Below are 20,824 nucleotides of genomic sequence, written 5' to 3'. Positions count from 1 at the left end.
CCCATCCTTCGAGACGCCCGCCTTCGGCGGGCCCTCAGGATGAGGGCGGTGTGCGTGGCGACAATTCGAGCGGGCGCTGCGGGGCTTTCAGCGCGGCGAATTGACTTGCCTTCGCTCGTGTCCTTGCGCACTCTTGCCGCGAAGGAGATCAACGCATGAAAATCATGACTGTCGCCTGTGCGCTCGGAACCGCCCTGGTGCTGCTTGGGGCGTCCGGTGCCGAGGCCCGGACGCGGAAGGTCGTCGTCGTTCGCGCACCGCAGGAGAGGCTGATCGTCACGGCGCCCGTGCTCAGGCCGACGCCATGGGACTACAACGTCGTTCCCCGCTACCGTTATCGCCCCGAAGACGATCGCATCGATCCCTATGCCCCGCCGCCGGTGCCGTCCTATGTTCGTTATGAGGGCTGGCGCTGGCCGTATTGGTGGTAGTGGCCAAAGACGGTCGCGGTCTCCCCGGAGACAATCTCGTAGGGTGGGCAAAGGCACGACGCGCCGTGCCCACGGTTTTTCTCCATCACGGACATGGTGGGCACGCTTCCGCCGTCGCTCTTCGAGCTATGGCGGACAAGTCGCTTTGCCTACCCTACGGCACCGAGCCAGCCGCCCCGTCGCGTTAACCCCCGCGGACAGCTGATCGCCTCACCGCGCTTCCACGGGTTGCCCGGGACAGGCCGCCTCTGTAACCTTGCGTTGCGAGGATGGGCTCTCCATCGATGGACCAGACGAAATGACCGTGATCGAGGGCGTGGCTCCGGAACAGGGTGCCGAGCGGACTTTGCCGCCGAAGATGCCGCCGGGCGTGCTGTTCGAAGGCGAGGTGGTCGACGCCAAATTCCGCGATTCCTACATCTCGTTCGCCCTGATGATCGGCGGCACGATCGGCGCGCTGATCTGGGCCTTCGCTTATGGCATCGGCCGGGTCGAGATCGCTGTCTTCGCCGGCATGTTCATGCTGACCACCATGGGCATCGGCTTCATGCATCGCTACTTCGTCCACCGCAGCTACCGCTGCGGCCCGGTGATGCGGACGATCCTGGCTGCGATCGCCACCATGGCGGTGCAAGGCTCGATCCTGAAATGGGTGAGCAACCATCGCCGGCACCATCTGCATTCCGACCGGCCCGGCGACGTCCACAGCCCTTATTATGACGGCTTCGGCAATCCCATCGAGGGTTTTGCCAAGGGCATGGGGCATGCGCAGGGCGGCTGGGTGTGGGACAAGGCGACCACGGATGCCGAATACTACGCCAGGGACATCCTGGCCGACCCGATCGCGATGTTCTTCACGCGGACGCGCTGGTATTGGTACGCGCTGTCGGCGCTGATCATTCCGGCCGCCCTCGGCTACGCCTTCGGCGGCGTGCGCACGATGATCGGCTGCGTGCTGTTCTCCGGCCTATTCCGCAGCTACCTCATGACCATGGCGACCTCGCTAGTCAACTCGGTCTGCCACAGCGACGGCCGCTGGGGCTACCGCCGCTTCGACACCGGCGACGGCACCACGAACGAGCTCGTCACCACCATCCTCACCTTCGGCGAAGGGCTGCACAACAACCATCACCGCTTTCCGCGCGACGCTTATCTGTCGCACGCCTGGTACGAGGTCGACATCAACGGCCTGATCATTCTGGGGTTGGGGAAGCTCGGGCTGGTGACCGACATCTTCATGGCGGGGAGCAAGGCAGCGGCTTCGCGGGATGCGGACGGCGGGAAGCCTTCGACGCCGGATACCGAAGCTGCGGCTTGAACGCGTGGGGCGGGTTGAGCGAAAGCGAAACCCATCCTGCGGACAGGTGCATGATATTTTCATTCGCCCAGACAACGAGCGCGCGGCCCTGAGCGAGGCGGCCGCCAATCAGTAGCGGCCGCCGCTGCCCTTTTGCTGGTTGATCCAGGCCGACAATGTCTTCGGTGCCGGTTTTGCAGTCCGGGTGGGTGAAGCCTTTGGATTGTCGCGGACGCCTTTCGCCGGACGGGTGCGCGGCGCTTCCGTGGCGTTGACGCTCCTCGAGGCCGCTATCGATGCCTCCGCGGCTTCCTTCTCCAGACGCAACTGTTTCAATCGCGCCATCTTGAGGCGCTCTGCCTCGACCTCGGGACGTTCGGCGAGCTGCGGCTTGTATTGAGCAAGCTCGGCCGGCACCAGGACACCGATGATGGTTGTCTCGCCGAGCGCCTTGCAGGCCTCGAGCCGATGCAGTCCCTCGACCAGGACGAGGCGATCTCCGTCGGTCCTGATAGAAATGGGGTCCTGCTGTCCGATCTCCATAATACTTTCCGCGACCTCCGCGACGGTCTCGGGCTTGATGGCTTTCTTCTGCTTCGTGGGAACGAAGATCTTCTCGATCGGGAAGCTTTCCGGTTTGGGCATAACTTAACTCCGCTTCTACCGGGCCCGTCGGAACCCATGCCGATGAGATCGGGAGTTTAGGGGGGATGGGCTCGACCGCAAAGGCAATTTCGGAGGAATGCGGTGTGCACTTAATCAGGGGCGCATACGAAAGTTGGCCGAAGTAGCCGATCCGGCGTTAGCGAACGAATTTAGTGCACTGCCACCGTAATTCCTCTAGCTCCCAGCGCCGCAAGATGCGGCGGTCACTGTTGGGAATCTCACACTCATGAACATTCGTCGCGGAACGGGCATTGGCTCATTTCGTTGCATTGAGGGGCTGTCGGGAGGAGGACATCATGAAAGCAACGATCGTCGCGCTCTCTGCTGCCGTTGTCATGGCCACTGCACCTGCCGTGCTTGCTCAGGGTGTATCGAACACGGCGCCAGGTCAGGAGATGCAGCAAACGGGTTCCAAGAAGGGCGAGCCGGGCGCTTCCAGCTACGCTCCCGGACATAAGATGCATCACGCGATGCACCATGCGAAAGCCACGAAGAAGACCCACGGCGCGTCCAACTACGCTCCAGGTCAAACCACCGGCATGAGCACGAAGCCAGCCGCCGGCTCGAGCGCAAAGTCGGGGTACTGAAGTCCAGGTACTTATGTTCAAGTACTGACGGATACAGCAGCGTGTAGGGCGGGTTGAGCCTAGCGAAACCCATCACTCTGTCGAACGACCGATGATGGGTATCGCCTCGCTCCACTGCGCCCAAAAAAAATCATACCGCGGATGTGAATTACGCCACAGACGGCGGCCGTCCTTTCTGTTTATCTGCCGCCATCAGGCCTCTCCTGCGCGTTTGGCATTGCGCATTCGGGCGCCATCGCATTTCGAAATTTTGGGATGATCACTATGGGCGTTTTTCATCGCACGGCCATGCTTTGCAGCCGGTTCATCGAGTCCACCATGAGCGGGTGTACCGAGAGATTTCGCGTGCGCTGAACAAAGCGCACTGAGATTTTCCCGAGGCCCCGCCGGTGACGGACGGGGCTTTTTCATGTTCGCAAATCAGCCCATTCCCATCAGGCGGAGCCTTCGCGAGAAGGAGGCAGGGTCATGTGGGAGTATTTTGGACCCGATTTCGCTTTCGACGTGATGAAAGGAATGGTCGCCGGAATGGCCTCATTGGCCTTTCAGGTCGTCGCGCCACGAACCTTTCGTGCCGCAAAGCAGTTTCGCGCGCGCTGGGTTGCGAGGAGGGCGGCGAGGCAAGCCGCAGGACAAGCGCGTCGACATGCGGTGGCGAACGATGAGCGGTGAGAAACGAATGGCCCGGGTGGAGCGTGAGCGACATCCGGGCTGCACGGCGTTCTCGCGCCCGTGCGCAATCATGCGCCCTGCGGGCTCACCAATCCGGATCGCCGTAGTCCATATAGGACGGGGGCATCCAGGGTCCTCGCGGCGGAGGCCTCGGCCGCCGGGGTGGCGCCGCTTGCACGTGCGGCCGTGCAGGTGCAGCCGTCTCGTTGTTCACACTGCGCACGGTGGGTTTCGCGGGTGCAGATGCGGATGAAGACGTCACTTGCGTTTGCAGCTGCGTTTGCAGCGCTTGGACCTGCGCAGCGAGGCGCGCATTTTCCGCCGCATCCTTCTCCTGCGCTGCCTTGAGCTGTTGAATGGTGTCGGCCTGCTCGCGCAGCGCCCGCTCGTTGCGGCTCTTCAGTTGCTCGAGCTTTCCGTTGATGTTCGCAAGCTCGCCTGTGATGGTCTTGAGCGATTGCGCGAGATCGGACGACGGCTGGTCGGGCGCTGTGGTGCCGGTTTTTGCAGCGTCAGATCTTGGAGCGTCAGGTTTTGGTGCGCTTTCCGTTTCCTTGCCGACCGGCGGCGCGGGGACCGAAGTTGGCTGATCGGCAGCCGCCAGTAGCACAGCCGGCGGCTGCGCCGGACTTTCAACCGCGGCCGCTTGCTGGGGTTGGCTTGCGGCTGGCGGAACCCATCGTGCCATGATCGACTTGCTGATCGATTTGGCCTGATCGCGATATTGCGAAGCGAAGGCGGCACCGAGAATGCCGATCGCGAGCACGAGGCCAACCAAAGCACGCAGCATCGGCCGGTCTCCCTTCAGGCCTTGAGCGCGAACGTCGCTATCGGTCGCCTTGTACTTGGAAGTCTCATACTTTGGAGTCTCGGCCGCCTTCGCACCGGCACTTGCCTGCGAGGCTCGCAGGCCATCGCCTGCGTGTTCCATTCCCGAAACCAGCCGGTCCAGCCGCGCGAGGTCTTGCTCCGCGCTCTTGATCTGGTCAAAGGCCCGCGCCAGCCCGCCATCGGCCCGCGCCTCGTTCGGCTTGGGGGCCTCAGGCTTTGGAGTCTCAGGCTTGGGATCGTCCGCTTCAGGCACCGATGCGCTCTCCATCCAGTCGGGTCAATGGGAGTGCGGCAGTCCGATCGCTGCAAGGATAGGCCTCGCCGTCCTCGAACACAACGCGCGGGCGAAGGAGAAATTATGGCGAGGGCGGAGGCAAGGCGGATCGAGGCTCAAAAGGAGATTTTCCCTGCCCGGTGTCAACGAAAAGGCCGCTCAACAGAGCGGCCTTCCCACGTCATCGCTCGTTCGGTGGTGCTTGATGGTTACGAACACCCCGTCGTGCTGCCGCACGTATCGCATTTCATGCAGGTGCCATTCCGCACCAGCGTGAAGTTGCCGCACTCTGAGCACATCTCGCCCTCGTAGCCCTTGGCCTTGGCTTCGGCGCGGCGCTCGGCCTTGGTGGGGGCGGCTGACGCGGCGCTGCCGGCCTTGCTCCACTGCAGGGCTTCGAGCTTCTCCGTCGGAGAAAGGTCGTGTTGCGCTTCCTGCTTCAGGGCGACGGCGCCTTCGATGGCATCGCCGACACGGGCGGACGCACCGTGGGAGGCGAGGGCCGTGACCTTGCTGCCGCCTGAGGGCGCGCTGTCGTTGCCCTGGGCGACCGCGGCGGAGCCGCCGCGCATCACGACGAGGTTGTCGGTCCGGGAGCGGGTGAGGCCGCGCGAGACCAGCTTGGTGGCGTGGTGGCCGCCGTGCTCGTCATCGGGCTCCTTGCCTTCCTCGATGCCCTTGCCGAGCGCGTCAAAACCCGTCTCGTTGGGATCGACATGGGCGAGGTCGAAGCGAGAGAGGTAGCTCACCGCCAGTTCGCGGAAGACGTAGTCGAGGATCGAGGTCGCGTATTTGATGCTGTCGTTGCCCTGCACGGGGCCCGCCGGCTCGAAGCGGGTGAAGGTGAAGGCGTCGACATATTCGTCGAGCGGCACGCCGTATTGCAGGCCGAGCGACACGGCGATGGCGAAGTTGTTGATGAAGGAGCGGAGCGCGGCGCCTTCCTTGTGCATGTCGATGAAGATCTCGCCGAGACGGCCGTCGTCATATTCGCCGGTTCTCAGATAGACCTTGTGACCGCCGACGACCGCTTTCTGGGTGTAGCCCTTGCGTCGATCCGGCATCTTCTCGCGCTCGCGCATCACGATGATGCGCTCGACCAGCTTCTCGACGATCTTCTCCGAGACCTGGGCGGCGCGCGCCGCCATCGGCTTCTCGTAAAGCGTCTCCACCACATCGTCCTCGTCCTCATCGTCGCTGATGAGCTGCGAGTTGAGCGGCTGGCTGAGCTTGGAGCCGTCGCGATAGAGCGCGTTGGCTTTCAAGGCGAGTTTCCACGACAGCATGTAGGCGGACTTGCAGTCCTCGACCGTCGCGTCGTTCGGCATGTTGATGGTCTTGGAGATCGCACCGGAGATGAAGGGCTGGGCCGCCGCCATCATGCGGATGTGGCTCTCGACCGACAGATAGCGCTTGCCGATCTTGCCGCAGGGATTGGCGCAGTCGAACACCGGATAGTGCTCGGCCTTCAGGTGCGGGGCACCTTCCACCGTCATCGCGCCGCAGATGTGGACGTTGGCCGCCTCGATCTCGCGCTTGGTGAAACCGACGGCCTGGAGCAGGTCGAAGCCGGGGGCTGCGATCGCTTCGGCGCCGATGCCGAGCTGGTCGCGGATGAAGTCTTCGCCGAAGGTCCACTTGTTGAAGGCGAACTTGATGTCGAAGGCGGTCGGCAGCGCCTTCTCGACCTTGGCGATGGCTTCATCGGTGAAGCCCTTGGCCTTGAGGGTCGAGGCGTTGATGCCGGGCGCGTTGGAGAGCGAGCCATGGCCGACGGCGTAGGCTTCGATCTCCGCGATCTCGCTCTCGCGATAGCCGAGCGCGCGCAGCGCTGAGGGCACCGCACGGTTGATGATCTTGAAGTAGCCGCCACCGGCCAGCTTCTTGAACTTCACCAGCGCGAAGTCGGGCTCGATGCCCGTGGTGTCGCAATCCATGACGAGGCCGATCGTGCCGGTCGGCGCGATGACGGTGGTCTGGGCGTTGCGATAGCCGTGCTTTTCGCCGAGTTCGAGCGCCGCATCCCAGGCCGCCTTGGCATGGGCGATGAGGTCTTGCTGCGGGCACGAGGCGTGGTCGAGCGGCACCGGGTTGACGGAGAGCGCCTCATAGCCGGAAGCCTCACCATGCGCGGCGCGGCGGTGGTTGCGGATGACGCGCAGCATGTGCGCGGCGTTCTTCTTGTAGCCGGGGAAGGTGCCGAGCTCGGCCGCGATCTCGGCCGAGGTCTTGTAGGTGATGCCGGTCATGACAGCGGTCAGCGCGCCGCAGAGCGCACGGCCTTCCTTCGAGTCATAGGACAGGCCCATGGTCATCAAGAGGCCGCCGATATTGGCATAGCCGAGGCCGAGCGTGCGGAACTCGTAGGAGAGCTCAGCGATCGCGCGCGACGGGAACTGCGCCATCATGACGGAGATTTCGAGCACGATGGTCCAGAGCTGGCACAGGTGCTCGTAGCCCTTCACGTCGAACTGCTTTGTCGTCGTGTTGTAGAAGGTGAGCAGGTTGGCGGACGCCAGGTTACAGGCGGTGTCGTCCAGGAACATGTATTCCGAGCACGGATTGGACGCGCGGATGTCGCCTGACGCCTTGCACGTGTGCCAGTCGTTCATGGTGGTGTTGAAGTGCAGGCCCGGGTCGGCCGACGCCCAGGCGGCGTAGCCAATTTTTTCCCAGAGGTCGCGCGCCTTCAGCGTCTTCGTCACCTTCTTGGAGGTGCGGGCGTTGAGATTCCAGTCGCCGTCGGTTTCGACCGCGCGCAGGAAGTCGTCCTTCAGCGAGACCGAGTTGTTGGAGTTCTGGCCCGAGACGGTGAGATAGGCTTCCGAGTCCCAGTCGGTGTCGTAGGTCTCGAACTGGATGTCCTTGTAGCCCTGCTTGGCAAACTGGATGACGCGCTTGATGTAGTTGTCGGGCACCAGGCTGCGGCGCGCGAGCTTGATCTCGCGGCGGAGCGCCGGGTTCTTCTCGGGGTCGAAGCAATCGTCGCCCGAGCCTTCGCAATTGACGCAGGCCTTCAGCACCGCTTTCAGGTGCTTCTGGTTGATCTTGGAGCCGGTGACGAGGGCGGCAACCTTCTGCTCCTCCTTCACCTTCCAGTCGATATAGGTCTCGATGTCGGGGTGATCGACGTCGACCACGACCATCTTGGCGGCGCGGCGCGTGGTGCCGCCGCTCTTGATGGCGCCGGCGGCGCGGTCGCCGATCTTGAGGAAGCTCATCAGGCCGGAGGAGCGGCCGCCACCCGACAGCTTTTCGCCTTCGCCGCGCAGGCGGGAGAAGTTCGAGCCGGTGCCGGAGCCGTACTTGAACAGGCGAGCTTCGCGGACCCAGAGGTCCATGATGCCGCCCTCGTTGACGAGGTCGTCACCGACGCCCTGGATGAAGCAGGCGTGCGGCTGCGGATGCTCATAGGCCGACTTGGACTTGGTCAGCTTGCCGGTGAAGGGGTCGACGTAATAGTGGCCCTGGCCGGGGCCGTCGATGCCATAGGCCCAGTGCAGGCCGGTGTTGAACCATTGCGGCGAGTTCGGCGCGACCATCTGCATGGCGAGCATGTAGCGGAGCTCGTCATAGAACGCCTGGGCGTCTTCGTCTGACGAGAAATAGCCGCCCTTCCAGCCCCAATAGGTCCAGCAGCCGGCGAGGCGGTCGAATACCTGCTTTGACGAGAGCTCGCTGACGAAGCGCTCTTTCTCGGGGAGAGCGGCGAGGGCTTCGGTATCGGGCACGGAGCGCCACAGGAAGGAGGGGACGGATTCCTCCTCGACCTTCTTCAGGCGCGCGGCAACGCCGGCCTTGCGGAAATACTTCTGGGCGAGCACGTCCGAGGCGACCTGCGACCATTCGGCCGGGACCTCGACGCCGTCCATTTTGAACACGACCGAGCCGTCGGGATTCCGGATCTCCGACGTGGTCAGGCGGAATTCGATTCCCGCATAAGGTGACTGTCCCGAAGTGGTATGGCGCCGCTCAATCCGCATGGTCTTGCCCCGTCCTTATCTTTGACCGGATCGGCCCCTCGTTGAAGGCGTCCGGGTCGACATTTCGTTTCGCGTTTCCCACCCAAGCCTTGTCAGGCCCTTGGGCACCGCAGTTCAGCCGGTGGATCCGGCCCAGTTTCTCCCGACGTGAGTGGTCGATGCGCGCACCGATCATCCGCCGGCATGTCCAGACCCATCCGCCCCAAGGGATGAGCCCGACATGCGTTCAAACGCCCCACCGTCACAACGTCTACCGATGCCATCCGAGCCTGTTGCCGGCCCGTTCTGGCGCCCGAAAAGTCCGCTTCTCAGGGCAGACAAGCCCTCGTCCCGCGGCCTTCGTCTGGCTTGGCGGAGCTGAGATTTGCGAGACCCTTTGGGGGAGTGTCGGCGGGACGCAAACTCACTCGCGCCGAACGGATCAAAAGCTAGGACTCTCCGCTGCGCCCGTCAAGAACTAGTGCGAGTTCCTAAATCAAATACTAAATATGGTGGATTGCGGGGGATAACAGGGGGAAAGCCCGCGCCTGTTGTGGGCCCAAGTATCGGTGAGTCCTCAGGGAATCCCAACCGAAAAAATTTGCGTCCCGTGATGATCCGGACGCTTCATCCCGCTGTTCACAGGGCAGGTATATTTTTGGGCAATGGGATTGCGTCAGCAGGACTCACGTATCCTTACGGAAGGTGAGGGCAGGCATGCCCGCCGAGGTGGTGGTCGGAGCGCCGAATCCGCGCCAAGCTGACCTCTGACTTGCCGGATACCCACATGCTTGATTCGACTCGCCCGGTGCTGCGGCCCCGCATCGCCCCGGCCGGCCTGATGTTCCTCGCCATCACCTCGATCGGCTGGGGCTTCAACTGGCCGGTCACGAAATTCCTCATCAGCGAGCTGCCGCCGCTCACCCTTCGCGGGGTCACCGGCGTGCTCGGCGCCGTGCTGCTGGCCGCGCTCGCGCTGGTCCGCGGCGACAGCCTGAAGGTGGCGAGCGCGATCTGGCCGCGGCTGCTCGCAGCCGCCGTTCTCAACGTCACCGGCTGGATGGTGCTGATGGGGCTGGCGCTGCTCTGGCTGCCGGCGAGCGAGGCGGCACTGATCGCCTATACCATGCCGGTGTGGGCCTCGCTGATCGCCTGGCCCGTGCTCGGGGAGCGGCCGACGCTGCTGCGTACGCTGGGCCTGGTGATGGCCTTTGCCGGGCTTGCCTCGATCATGGGCGGCAACGGCATCGTTGCCAGTGCCGAGAAGCTGCCCGGCATCATCATGGCGCTATGCGGCGCGCTCGGCTTTGCCGTCGGCACGGTGGTCTCCAAGAAGTATCCGATCCATCTGCCGCCGATCACGGCCGCGGCCTGGCAGATCGGGATCGGCTGCCTGCCGATCTCGATCGTCGGTCTGCTCGTCGAAACCTCGCATCTGGACAAGGTGACGCCGGTTGGCTGGTGGCTGCTGGTCTATTCGACCGTGGTGCAGTTCTGCATCGCCTATGTCAGCTGGTTTGCAGCGCTGGCACGCCTGCCGGCCTCGGTCGCTGCGATCGGGACGATGGCGGTGCCCGTCATCGGCGTCGTGGCCTCCGCGATCGCGCTGCACGAGCCGCTCGGCGCAGGGCAGATCGCCGCGCTGATCTTCACGCTGGCGGCGGTGGTGCTGGCGACGCGCTAGCCCCGCCGCCCAGCGCCTTCCGGATCATCTCGGCGAGCTGGTTGCGGCGGTAGGGCTTGGTCAGCAGCATCACGCCGTCATCAAGCTTGCCGTGATGGACGATGGCGTTGTCGGTGTAGCCGGAGGTGTAGAGCACCTTGACGCCGGGGCGGCGCCTGGCGATCTCGTCGGCGAGCTCGCGCCCGCTCATGCCGCCGGGGATGACGACGTCGGTGAAGAGCAGGTCGAAGGCCTGGCCGGCGTCGATCAATTGCAGTGCGGCCTTGCTGTCGCCGGCGGCGACCGTCTTGTAGCCGAGGCTCTGGAGCTGCGCGGTGACGAAGTTGCGCACCAGCAAGTCGTCCTCGACGACAAAGATGGTCTCGGCGCCGCCTTCGGCCTGCGGCGCGATCGTGGCGCCTGCTTCCGCCGCGCCCTGGCCCGGCGGCAGATAGAGCTTGATCGTGGTGCCGTGGCCTTCCTCGCTGTAGATCTTGATGTGGCCGCCGGACTGCTTGACGAAGCCGTAGACCATGGAGAGGCCGAGACCCGAGCCCTTGCCGACTTCCTTGGTGGTGAAGAACGGCTCGAACGCCTTTTCCTGGACGCTCTGCGCCATGCCGGTACCGGTGTCGCTGACGGCGAGCATCACGTAAGGGCCGGGCCGCACATCGGCATTGGCTTGTGCATAGGCATCGTCCAGCACGACCCGGTGGGTTTCGAGCAGGAGCTTGCCGCCGTTCGGCATGGCATCGCGGGCGTTGATCGCCATGTTGAGCACGGCATTGGCGAGGCGCGACGGATCGATATGTGCGGTCATCGGCCCCTGTTCGAGGACGGTCTCGATCTGGATCTGCTCGCCGAGGGTCGGGCGCAAGAGCTTGGCGAGGTCGGCGATGGCAGCGTTGATCTCGACGTCGTGCGGCTGCAGCGGCTGCTTGCGCGCGAAGGCCAGCAGGTGCTGGATCAGCTCGGCGCAGCGCTCGGCCGCATCGTCGATCAGGCGCGCCGTGCGCTGCAGCTCCGGCTGCTCCTTCAGGCTCGCCACCAGCGTCTCGGTATTGCCCGATATCACGGTCAGCATGTTGTTGAAGTCGTGCGCGACGCCGCCGGTCAGCTTGCCGATCGCGTCCAGCTTCTGCGACTGCTGCAGCTGCCGCTCGGTTTCGCGCGAGGCGGTCGCGTCGTGATAGACCAGCACGGCGCCGGAGATTTTGCCTTGCCCGTCGCGCATCGGCCGGCCGCTGACCATCAGATGGCGCGGGTTGTTGCCGCTGTGCGGGCGGACGATCATCTCCAGTTCTTCGAACTCGTCACCGTGCAGCACGCGCACGGATGGCAGCTCATCGGGCTTGAGCGGCGTGACACCATCGCCGTGGAAGACGTCGGACAGCGCGCGCAGATTGCTCAGGTTCATGCCGGCGCGGTGCAACAGCATGCGTTCCGCAGCCGGATTGGACAGCAGCACGTTGCCTTCACGATCGATCACCAGCACCGCTTCGGCCATGCTGCGGAACGTGCTCTGGAGCACGTTGACCGACAGCCGCAGCTCGTCATGAGCGGCGACGAGATGATCGGTCCGTTCGGCAACCGCGGCCTCGAGGACTTCCTTGGCGGCCTGGGTCTCATGCAGCGAGCTCTTGAGCGCGACCTGGGTCCGCTGGCTTTCGCGGATCAGCATCAGGACCAGCAGCAGGATCACCAGGGCGCCGATCACGTCGATACCGAGCAATACGATGCCGGTCCGGCGGGAATCCGATGTCCGCACAGCCAGCAGCCTCTGCTCGTCGGCGGCCAGGCGATCGAGATTGATCATGACCGTATCCATGAGGCCGCGACCTTCGGCCTTACCCTGCAGCGCAGCGATGCCGGCCAGGTCGTTGTCGGCGCGCAGCCGCATCGCCTCGGCCGCGATCTCGATCCGGCGCATCGCCAGCGGTTCGGTGCCCTCCAGAAGCGCGACCTGGTCGGGATTGTCGCGGACGGCCTGTTTGAGGTCGGCCAGCGCAGGCGCCAGCTTGCCCCGCGCCGCCTGGAACTCGTCGCCGAAGGTCGAGCTGCGATAGAGCTCGAAGCCACGCGCCGCGCTCTCTGCGCGGCGCATCAGCACCCGCAGATCCGAGATCTTCTTCAACACCTCGACGGTGTGATTGACCCAGGTCGTGTCCGACCGCGACTTGACGTCGAGGCCGATCGAGGCGGCGGTGATGATCAGGAGGATTGCAAGTCCAGCACCGAGAATGACGCGCTGCGAGGGGATCAAGGGACTTCTTTCTTGTCCTTCTCGGCGCTCTCGCCGGGACCGGCGAGGCATTCCCGGATTGTCGCCAGCAGCGTCTCGGGCGTGAACGGCTTGCGCAGGCAGCGCGAAGCGCCGAGCTCCAGCGCCATGCGCAGGAAGTCCGGAGAGGGCGAGGCGGACGAGGCGAAGGCGTAACCCGACATGGCAATCAGCGGAATGGTCGGCGCACGCTCGTGAAAGATGCGGATGGATTCAAAGCCGCGCATATGCGGCATGAAGATATCGACCAGCATCACATCGAACGTCTGCGCTTCCAGTGCAGCAAGCCCCGCTTCGCCGCCGTCGGTCAACGTGACTTCGAAGCCCTGACGCAGGAGAAGGACTTCGATGGTCGCGCCAACCATCGGATCGTCGTCAACCACGAGGATGCGCGGCATGACATTTCCTAGTAGATCGAAGTCCCACAGCGTCTCGTGATATAGGCGAATCGTGCGCCGGGTCAATTTGGATTGGGCCGGGAAGGATATGCACGGCGCGATGCATAGCGCCCCTGCGGCTTTCGAGCATCGATTGCGGCGGAGTGACGTCTGCGACGGGCGTATATCGTCGGAGTTCAATGACAGGTTGAATTAAACTCGCGCGATCAACTTGGCGGAGCTCGCCGCTCATGCGCGGTCGATGCGATCGTTCTGGCAGTCTGTTTGAGGAGGCTGTCCGCTTTCACGTCCGCGCCGTGAAATGCATGGGCGGCGCCGTTGGTCAGCGCCGCCCACAAATGCTATTGCTCAGGCTGCGTTACGGGCAGGGATGGCGCAGGCCATCATAGCCGAGATAGGTGCCGGAGGCCGGGTCATAGGACTGGTAGCGCTGGGCGCAATAGGCCGCCGAATCGCCGCCACCGTCGGGCACCACGGCAACGGACGCGCCGTCGTCATAATAGCCGTCGTCGTAGTAGGAATCATCGTAGTACGGGCCGCCGCCGTAATAGGCGTAAGAGCTGAGCCCGCCGATCGCGGCGCCCGCCGCGAAACCGGGCCAGAAGCCGCCGTGGTGATGGTGGTGCCAGCCGCCGTTCCAGGTGCCACCGTTCCACGTGCCTGAAGAGGCGGTCGAGAAGCTGCGGGTGCCGCCGCTGAAGGTGGGCGAGGTGCTGCTAAAGGTGCGGGTGCCGCCAAAGGTTGGTGCCGTGCCGCCGCTCGGGCGCACCGCTGCGCTGGCCGCGAAGCTGCCGCCGCCGCCTCCGATCCGCGCGCCGCCGCCAAAGCTGCCGCCGCCCATGCGGGCGCCGCCACCACTGAAGTGCGCCCCGCCGCCGCCGCCGAAGTGGCCATGGCTTTGGGCGAAGCTCGGCGTCGCCATCGGAACAACAAGTGCCAGCGTTGCCGCCGCACTTAAAACTCTGAGACTGTTCATGTTCAAACTCCTTTCCCGGAAAGCAAATCCCTTGAAAGGGTTGCAGTTCCTGGGATCACGCCGGTTTGCGCATGAGGGGCAGACTTCCTCAGCCGGGCTGTACCGGGCATGAATGGATCGCGTCCGATTTGCGGCAGCTTAAGCTGCCTCCCGTCACCATGTTTGGGCTGGGCATGGTCGCGCCTGTCGAACTGGACATTTGGTCGTCCGGATGGCATCAGGACCCCACGAAGCAGGGCCCTTGCCGCATGAAACAATTCTTCCTGAAGCTCTTCACCTGGTGGAACGGCCAGACCTTTGGCACGCAACTCTGGACCTCCAGGTTCGGGGAGTTGGTCGGCCAGGACGAGCAGGGCAACCGCTACTACCGCACCGCCGGCGGCAAGATCGACCCGACGCTCGGCTTCGAGCGGCGCTGGGTGATCTACAACGGCTATGCCGAGGCGAGCCGAATTCCGCCGGAATGGCACGGCTGGATCCATCACGTCGTCGACACCCCGCCGACCGAGATCAACTACCGGTCGCGCGAGTGGGAAAAGCCGCACCAGCCGAATCTCACCGGCACGGCGAAGGCCTACCGGCCCTCCGGCTCGACCTTGGCCAGCGGCAGGCGGCCCAAGGCGACCGGCGATTACCAACCCTGGACGCCTGGCTAGTCCGGGCGCTCGTCCAAACATCGGTTTGGATGCACACGCATCCGCATCGTTTCGCTGTGGACAACGGGAACAGCGGGGATGCCGGCTGCGTGGCCATTGCGCCTGTGCGAGCGATGCGGCTCAATGAACCCATCTTACGGAGATGGGAAACCATCGCGTTCGGTTCGGGCAACAGTTCGCGACTGTCCCGAGATGCAGCGGCCGCCGAGGAAGGACTCGATCGGGAGATAGGCCCCCGGTCTGGAAGCTCCGACATCGCCCGATGAGAATGTGCGCCGCCGTGAGACAGGAAAGGCCGCTTGGGAAACCGAGCGGCCTTTTTCTGTTGTTTGATGACACTCAGTCGTAGCGCACCTTCGGGAAGAAGTCGCCGCGGCCTTCAGGCGTCATGTCGAGCAGGCCCCAGAGCGGATCGACCAGATCGCCGGCGCGATGATGTTGCTTCGGCGCGGGCGGCGCGAAGCTCATCTCCGAGCCCCAGAAGTGCCTGATCTTGCCGTTTGCTTTTTTGAAGACGTTGAAGATCGTCTCGTCCCAGTTCTGCCCATCGGGAACGTGGTGCTGCGCGCGCATGCTCTTGGAGAATTTCGAGGTGTCGCCGAAATAGTCCGCGTCAAAGCTGTTGCCGGCCGTGGACAGCAGCGACAGATGTTCCCAACCGCGTTCGTGGGTCCAGGCGGCAAGACGCGCGATCGGCGATTTCGCAACGATGTGAAGCGCGGCACGCTCGCCGATGTGCCGTCCGGCGCCGTCGAGCCCGTCCAGCAAATGGGTGCAGCCGGGGCAGGGCAGCTCGCGCTCCGGCCCGTACATGAAGCTGTACAGGATCAGCGTGTCATGCCGGCCGAACAGCTCCGACATCCTGACCTGTTCCGGCATGCTCGTTTTGCCGATGCGTTCGAAGACGTAGTCCTGGGGCACCTCGCCGCCGAGTGGCAGCGCGCGACGCCTGGCGGCAACGGCCTCAATCTGGGCTCGCAGGGCAATCTCATCATCCAGCAACGCATTTCGCGCGGTACGATACTCGGTGCTTTCGTTGGGGTAGTGGAGATGCTCCATGATTGCGCTCCGGATGCGGTGAGTTTCGCGCGGACATAACTCGTCCCCCAAAACCTCAGTTCCACCACCGAAGGTGGAACGCTTACGTTTCGCGGCGTTCGCAATGACGATGTTGATGCAGCTGTGCGCAAATGCTCCGGCCTTGCGCCCCGGACGCGGCGCAGCGCCCCCGGCGATGCGAAGCATCGTCCGGTGCGGTGCGCCGCAGAGCCGGGGCCTATTTTGCGGCGATCTGTGTGGCTTCCTGGGTCCCGGCTCTGCGCAGCAGCGTTGCATGCTGCAGCGCGTCCGGGACACGAGAGGAGAGGGCTACATCATCCGCTCGGCAGCGCGCTTGGCGGCGTCGAGGCGCCGGGCCTGCGAGGGCGCGACGCGCTCCTTCATCAGCGCGAGCACCTCGGCTGGCGCGGTCTCCGGCGAGCCGGCGTTGAAGGGCGGTGCGGGATTGTATTCGAGACGGAGCTGGATGGCCTCCGCGGTGGTGCGATCGAGCAGCAGCGACACCAGCGTCAGCGCGAAATCTATTCCTGCGGTGACGCCGCCGCCGGTGACACGGTTGCGATCGACGCAGACGCGCGTCTTCGTCGCCGTCGCACCGAACAGCGTCAGCATGTCCATCGCACTCCAATGGGTGGCGGCCTTGTAGCCCTTCAGGAGGCCGGCCGCGCCCAGCACCAGCGATCCCGTGCAGACCGAGGTGACGAATTTGGCGCTTGTCGCCTGCTTGCGCACGAAATCGAGCGTCTCCTCGTCGTTGAGGAGGGCATCGGTACCGAAGCCGCCGGGAATGCAGATCACATCCAGTTGCGGGCAGTCGGCGAACGTGATGGTCGGCGTCAGCATCAGCACGGAATCGCTCGGCACCGGATCGAGCGTCTTCCAGATCAGGTGCACGGTCGCACCGGGGACCGACGAAAACACCTGCAGCGGCCCGGTGAAGTCGAGCTGGGTGACGCGCGGGAACACCAGGAGACCGATCTGGAGCGGTGCCGGCATGAGAACCTCCAATGAAGGGCTTGACGGGCGCAAGATGGCATGATGCGATCCCGTCCAAAATGGCGTATTTCCCTCACTTTCGGACATGACCATGATCGGCATTCTGATCTTCCCAGATTTCCAATTGCTCGATGCTGCAGGTCCCATCTCGGTGTTCGAGATCGCATCACGCGCCAGCGGCAAGCCGCTTGCGCTACGGGTGCTGGCGCTGAACGCGGGCGCTGTGCGCTCGTCCTCCGGCGTCGAGATGATGGCGCGCGATTTCAAAGCGGCGAACGCGATCACGACGCTGGTGGTGGCGGGCGGCGCGGGCGTGTCGGCTCCGGCGCGCTGTCCCACCACGCTCGCCTTCGTGCAGCGGCTGGCCAAGCGCGGCGTGCGGATCGCCAGCGTCTGCTCGGGCGCCTATGTGCTGGCCGAAGCCGGCCTGCTCGACGGCCGCCGCGCCACCACGCATTGGGGCCGCACGCGCGAATTCGTCGCGCGCTATCCCAAGGTGAAGTTCGAGCCGGACCAGATCTTCACCCGCGACGGCAATGTCTGGACGTCGGCAGGCATCTCCGCCGGCATCGATCTCGCGCTCGCGATGGTCACCGAGGATCATGGTGAGGAGGTCGCGCAAACGACCGCGCGCCAGCTCGTGCTCTATCACCGCCGCAGCGGCGGCCAGTCGCAGTTCTCATCGCTGTTGGAATTGAAGACGCCGAACGGCCGCTTCGGTGGGCTGCTGTCCTGGGCGCGCGAAAATCTCGACACGAGATTGACCGTTGAAGACCTCGCCGATCGCGCCGGCATGAGCGCGCGGCATTTCGCGCGCGCCTTTGCCGCGGAGACCGGCACGACGCCGTCGAAGGCGATCGAGCGGCTGCGGATCGAGGTCGCCCGCGAGCGCGTGCAGTCCTCGCGCGAGGCGATCGAGCGCGTCGCGGAGACGACCGGCTTCGGCGATCCCGAGCGCATGCGCCGCGCCTTCATCCGCGCCTTCGGCCAGCCGCCGCAGGCGCTGCGGCGCGCGGCGAGGGCGGGGTAGGCAAGGAAGGCGCTCGTCAGCCCAGGTGCTTGTCAGCCAAGACTCTTGCCGACCTCGCGACCGACGGACGCGATCACATCGCTACGTCCATTGGGGTCGAGCGATGCCCCGGTGAGATAGACCGCGATGATGAGCGGCGCGCGCTCAGGCGGCCATACGATGGCGACGTCATTGGTGGTGCCATGTTCACCGGCTCCGGTCTTGTCGCCGACACGCCAGCCTTGCGGCAGGCCGGCACGCAAACGCGTATCCCCAGTTTTGTTGGCGATGAGCCATTTACCGAGTTGATCGCGCCCTTCCGGGAGCAGGGCGTCACCGAGCAGCAGGCGCCGATAATTCGCGGCCATCGCATTCGGCGTGGTGGTGTCGCGGGGATCGCCCGGCACGGCCTCGTTCAGCTCGGTTTCAATCCGATCCAGTCGTGTGATTTCGTCGCCGAGGCTTCGCGCAAAGCTGGTCAATCCGGCGGGACCGCCGATGTTTTTCAGAAGCGCGTTGCCGGCCGTGTTGTCGCTCATGGTAATAGCAGCCTCGCAAAGGTCGCGAAGCGACATGCCTTCGCCGCCGACATGCTTGCTCGTGACGGGCGAGTACTCGACGAGATCGGCCTGCTCGATACGAATGCGCCGTTCAAGGCCGTCCAGCTTGCTGCCCATGTCTTTCAATATTGCTGCCGCCGCCAGGACCTTGAATGTGCTGCACATGGGAAAGCGTTCGTCTCCCCTGTGATGGATCGCAATGCCCGTATTGGTGTCGAGCACTGAGACGCCGAGCCGGCCTCCGCTCTTCAGTTCCAGCTGTTTGATGGCCTCAATGAGCGATGCAGTTCCGCCTGATGCGGCGACGGAAATGTTCGGCAGGAAGAGGCTTCCGGCGACCGCAACTGCGGATGAGCTGAATTGACGTCGAGATAGCATCGAGAGCTCCCCTTGAATGCGGGACGGTTTTGCGTCGCGCCCTGGCGATTGACAAACGATGGTTCGTAAGGCCATCCATAAGTAAAACTTGGATCAGATGTGGCCCGCCGCCCTGTCAGTATTTCCAGCCTGCCGCTGAACGCGCTCCGCTCATTCGAAGCGGCTGCGCGCCATCTCAGCTTCACCAAAGCCGGTCTCGAACTTCGCGTCTCGCAGGCCGCGGTGAGCCAGCAGGTGCGGACTTTGGAAGAGAGCCTGCGCGTCAAGCTTTTCAAGCGATTGACCCGCGGGCTCGCTCTCACGGAAGAAGGCGAGGCGCTGCAGCCCGTCATCTCGAGCGCCTTCGGCCAGATCAGTCAGGTGCTGGATCGGTTCGAGAACGGCCGGATGCGCGAAAGTCTGGCCGTCGGTGTGGTCGGAACGTTCGCATCCGGCTGGCTGCTTCCGCGCCTTGCGAGCTTCACCGCGGGGCATCCGCATATCGACGTCAGGATCTTTGCGAACAACAACCGTGTCGACCTCGGCGGCGAAGGGCTCGACTACGCCATTCGATTTGGCGACGGCGCCTGGCATGGAACGAATGCTGAGCAACTGGTCGAGGCTCACTTCACGCCGATGTGCGCACCTGCCGTCGCAAAGCGCCTTAAGGATCCAATCGACCTGCATAAGGAGGTGCTGTTGCGGTCGTACCGGCCGGGCGAGTGGGCGCACTGGTTCGAGATCGCAAGATGCAGGCAACCGCGAATGACCGGCCCAACCTTCGACTCGTCGGTCTCGCTGGCGCATGCCGCGGCTCAAGGCGCCGGGGTCGCGCTCCTTCCGGTCGTGTTGTTCTCGGACGACCTGTCGCGCAAGAGACTGGTTTGCCCCTATGACAGTGAAGTCTTTCTGGGATCCTATTGGCTCACGTCGCTGAAATCAAAAAAGCTCTCGCATGCGATGAAAGCGTTTCGCGACTGGATCCTGGCAGAGTGCAAGAAAAAGAGACCGCGCCATCCATAATGCTTCCGTGCTTTCCGGACGGCAGCTCTTAAGCTGCGCCGCCCGGAGCCGCCGCACCGGGCGCATCGGTCCGCGCCGTTAGCCGCCGCGCGATCGGTGTCAGCATGTACGGCGACAGGTGAATCGGAAACTGCGTCATCGCGAAATAGAGCCAGGTCGTGCCCGGCAGCGCGCCTGCGGTCGCGGCCAGCATCAGGCCGAGATTGCGCTGCGACACCATCAGCCCGAGCGCGAGTGCGCGCTGGTAGCCGATGCGGCGGAACAGCAGGGTCGTCACAGCGAGCAGCGTGAAATAGATCGCAAACGACAGGGCCGCGAGGCTGAGGGTGAGGATCGGCTGCGTCACCAGATCGCTCACGACATCGCCCATGATCGCTGAAGCGAAGACGAAGAGGATGATGATGTTGAAGCCGTCGATCGGCTGCTTGTGGCGCTGGATCGCCTCCGCGCCGAACAGCCAGCGGATGACGGTCGCAGATAGCAGCGAAGCTGCGAGGATGCCGAGCAGTTTCAGGCCGAGCGTGAGCGGCGAGATACTCAGCATGCCGCCGAGGAAGAGGCTTGCGAACAGCGAGGCGGTGAAGGGCACGATCGCGGTTGCCGTCACCAGCGTGACCAGCACCAGCGTCGCGTCGAGGCCCATCAGGGCGGCGAGCGCCGGAGAGGCCATCATTGGCGAGGCCATGCTCTGCAGCATCAGCGCCAGCGACAGGCCGGGCGCGCGCTCGGCGAGCCCGGTCGCATGTGCGATCAGCCCGGCGATCAGGGGCACGCCGATCGTGGTCCAGGCCGTGGCTGATGCCACCAGCGCCGGCCGGCGCAGATGGCCGTAGAGCGCCACGAGGTCGACCCGCATGAAGGAGATGCAGAGCAGAACGAGGATCGCCTCGGTGACATAGGGGCGCAGCAGCGCGCCGAGCGGCGGCACGGCGGCCGCAATGAACACGACCGAGGCCACGGCGCGCGTGCCCTGGCCGCCGAGCCAGGTCAGGCCGCGCAGCGGAAGGGCGAACAAGGTTCGGAGAACGGACGGCATTCGGATGATGCGGGTGTCAGCCTGGTGCCAGGTATCTCGCAAATTATCGATTCCTGGCGGTAGGCAGCGCCCGGAGACTACAATTCGTCG

The 20,824-nt window shown here is 64.3% G+C and carries 17 protein-coding genes; 7 read left to right on the top strand and 10 right to left on the bottom strand.

The window, feature by feature from the left end:
* Nucleotides 1-155: 155 nt before the first annotated feature.
* Both XH89_RS21310 and XH89_RS21305 read left to right on the top strand, forming a co-directional pair.
* Nucleotides 156-431 (top strand): hypothetical protein, encoded by a 276-nt coding sequence (locus XH89_RS21310; protein WP_194462399.1) that lies wholly within the window; start codon nt 156-158, stop codon nt 429-431.
* Between the two features lie 298 nt (nt 432-729).
* On the top strand, nt 730-1,749 hold the full coding sequence (locus XH89_RS21305; RefSeq protein WP_194462398.1) for an acyl-CoA desaturase: 1,020 nt from the start codon (nt 730-732) through the stop codon (nt 1,747-1,749).
* Between the two features lie 108 nt (nt 1,750-1,857).
* Here XH89_RS21305 and XH89_RS21300 read toward each other — a convergent pair whose 3' ends face one another.
* Nucleotides 1,858-2,373: a ParB N-terminal domain-containing protein gene (locus XH89_RS21300; protein ID WP_194462397.1), complete on the bottom strand. Its 516-nt coding sequence runs from the start codon at nt 2,371-2,373 to the stop codon at nt 1,858-1,860.
* A 317-nt stretch (nt 2,374-2,690) separates the two neighbouring features.
* On the opposite strand from XH89_RS21300, the gene XH89_RS21295 reads away from it, so the two are divergent.
* Entirely contained in the window at nt 2,691-2,981 is a 291-nt protein-coding gene (locus XH89_RS21295; protein ID WP_194462396.1) for a hypothetical protein, read from the top strand.
* Between the two features lie 757 nt (nt 2,982-3,738).
* Here XH89_RS21295 and XH89_RS21290 read toward each other — a convergent pair.
* Nucleotides 3,739-4,752, bottom strand: a complete 1,014-nt coding sequence (locus tag XH89_RS21290; RefSeq protein WP_194462395.1) for a hypothetical protein — start codon at nt 4,750-4,752, stop codon at nt 3,739-3,741.
* A 215-nt stretch (nt 4,753-4,967) separates the two neighbouring features.
* Nucleotides 4,968-8,741, bottom strand: a complete 3,774-nt coding sequence (locus XH89_RS21285; RefSeq protein ID WP_194462394.1) for a vitamin B12-dependent ribonucleotide reductase — start codon at nt 8,739-8,741, stop codon at nt 4,968-4,970.
* Nucleotides 8,742-9,507: 766 nt separating this feature from the next.
* Between XH89_RS21285 and XH89_RS21280 the strand changes: the two genes are divergently transcribed.
* Nucleotides 9,508-10,404 (top strand): DMT family transporter, encoded by an 897-nt coding sequence (locus XH89_RS21280; protein ID WP_194462393.1) that lies wholly within the window; start codon nt 9,508-9,510, stop codon nt 10,402-10,404.
* Here the strand turns inward: XH89_RS21280 and XH89_RS21275 are convergent.
* The 3 genes from XH89_RS21275 to XH89_RS21265 form a co-directional block, all read right to left on the bottom strand.
* The gene (locus XH89_RS21275; protein ID WP_194462392.1) at nt 10,370-12,646 is read right to left on the bottom strand and encodes a CHASE3 domain-containing protein; all 2,277 of its coding nucleotides are present in this window, start codon (nt 12,644-12,646) and stop codon (nt 10,370-10,372) included. The two genes, XH89_RS21280 and XH89_RS21275, sit on opposite strands and share 35 nt — an antisense overlap.
* The gene (locus tag XH89_RS21270; protein ID WP_194462391.1) at nt 12,643-13,062 is read right to left on the bottom strand and encodes a response regulator; all 420 of its coding nucleotides are present in this window, start codon (nt 13,060-13,062) and stop codon (nt 12,643-12,645) included. The genes XH89_RS21275 and XH89_RS21270 overlap by 4 nt, the downstream gene beginning before the upstream one ends.
* Before the next feature lie 358 nt (nt 13,063-13,420).
* Nucleotides 13,421-14,038, bottom strand: coding sequence for a BA14K family protein (locus XH89_RS21265; RefSeq protein WP_194462390.1), 618 nt, complete (start codon nt 14,036-14,038; stop codon nt 13,421-13,423).
* 248 nt (nt 14,039-14,286) lie between these two features.
* Between XH89_RS21265 and XH89_RS21260 the strand changes: the two genes are divergently transcribed.
* Nucleotides 14,287-14,694, top strand: a complete 408-nt coding sequence (locus tag XH89_RS21260) for an NADH:ubiquinone oxidoreductase subunit NDUFA12 (protein ID WP_194462389.1) — start codon at nt 14,287-14,289, stop codon at nt 14,692-14,694.
* Between the two features lie 339 nt (nt 14,695-15,033).
* Here the strand turns inward: XH89_RS21260 and XH89_RS21255 are convergent, their stop codons facing one another.
* Together XH89_RS21255 and XH89_RS21250 are read right to left on the bottom strand one after the other, a co-directional pair.
* Nucleotides 15,034-15,753 carry a DUF899 family protein gene (locus tag XH89_RS21255; RefSeq protein WP_194468564.1) on the bottom strand — a complete coding sequence of 240 codons (720 nt, stop codon included), beginning with the start codon at nt 15,751-15,753 and terminating at the stop codon, nt 15,034-15,036.
* Nucleotides 15,754-16,062: 309 nt separating this feature from the next.
* Nucleotides 16,063-16,749 (bottom strand): DJ-1/PfpI family protein, encoded by a 687-nt coding sequence (locus XH89_RS21250; RefSeq protein ID WP_194462388.1) that lies wholly within the window; start codon nt 16,747-16,749, stop codon nt 16,063-16,065.
* 91 nt (nt 16,750-16,840) lie between these two features.
* Between XH89_RS21250 and XH89_RS21245 the strand changes: the two genes are divergently transcribed.
* Complete coding sequence (locus XH89_RS21245) at nt 16,841-17,779, top strand: GlxA family transcriptional regulator (protein WP_194462387.1); 939 nt, start codon at nt 16,841-16,843, stop codon at nt 17,777-17,779.
* Between the two features lie 32 nt (nt 17,780-17,811).
* Here the strand turns inward: XH89_RS21245 and bla are convergent, their stop codons facing one another.
* Nucleotides 17,812-18,696: a class A beta-lactamase gene (bla, locus tag XH89_RS21240; RefSeq protein WP_194468563.1), complete on the bottom strand. Its 885-nt coding sequence runs from the start codon at nt 18,694-18,696 to the stop codon at nt 17,812-17,814.
* A gap of 99 nt (nt 18,697-18,795) precedes the next feature.
* Here bla and XH89_RS21235 point away from each other — a divergent pair, with 99 nt between their 5' ends.
* On the top strand, nt 18,796-19,698 hold the full coding sequence (locus tag XH89_RS21235) for a LysR family transcriptional regulator (RefSeq protein WP_194462386.1): 903 nt from the start codon (nt 18,796-18,798) through the stop codon (nt 19,696-19,698).
* Between the two features lie 28 nt (nt 19,699-19,726).
* On the opposite strand, the gene XH89_RS21230 is transcribed toward XH89_RS21235, so the two are convergent.
* Entirely contained in the window at nt 19,727-20,734 is a 1,008-nt protein-coding gene (locus XH89_RS21230; protein ID WP_194462385.1) for a Na+-dependent transporter, read from the bottom strand.
* Nucleotides 20,735-20,824 lie beyond the last annotated feature (90 nt).

Source organism: Bradyrhizobium sp. CCBAU 53340, assembly GCF_015291645.1.
GTDB lineage: Bacteria > Pseudomonadota > Alphaproteobacteria > Rhizobiales > Xanthobacteraceae > Bradyrhizobium.
This window is presented reverse-complemented; position numbering and strand designations above follow the sequence as displayed.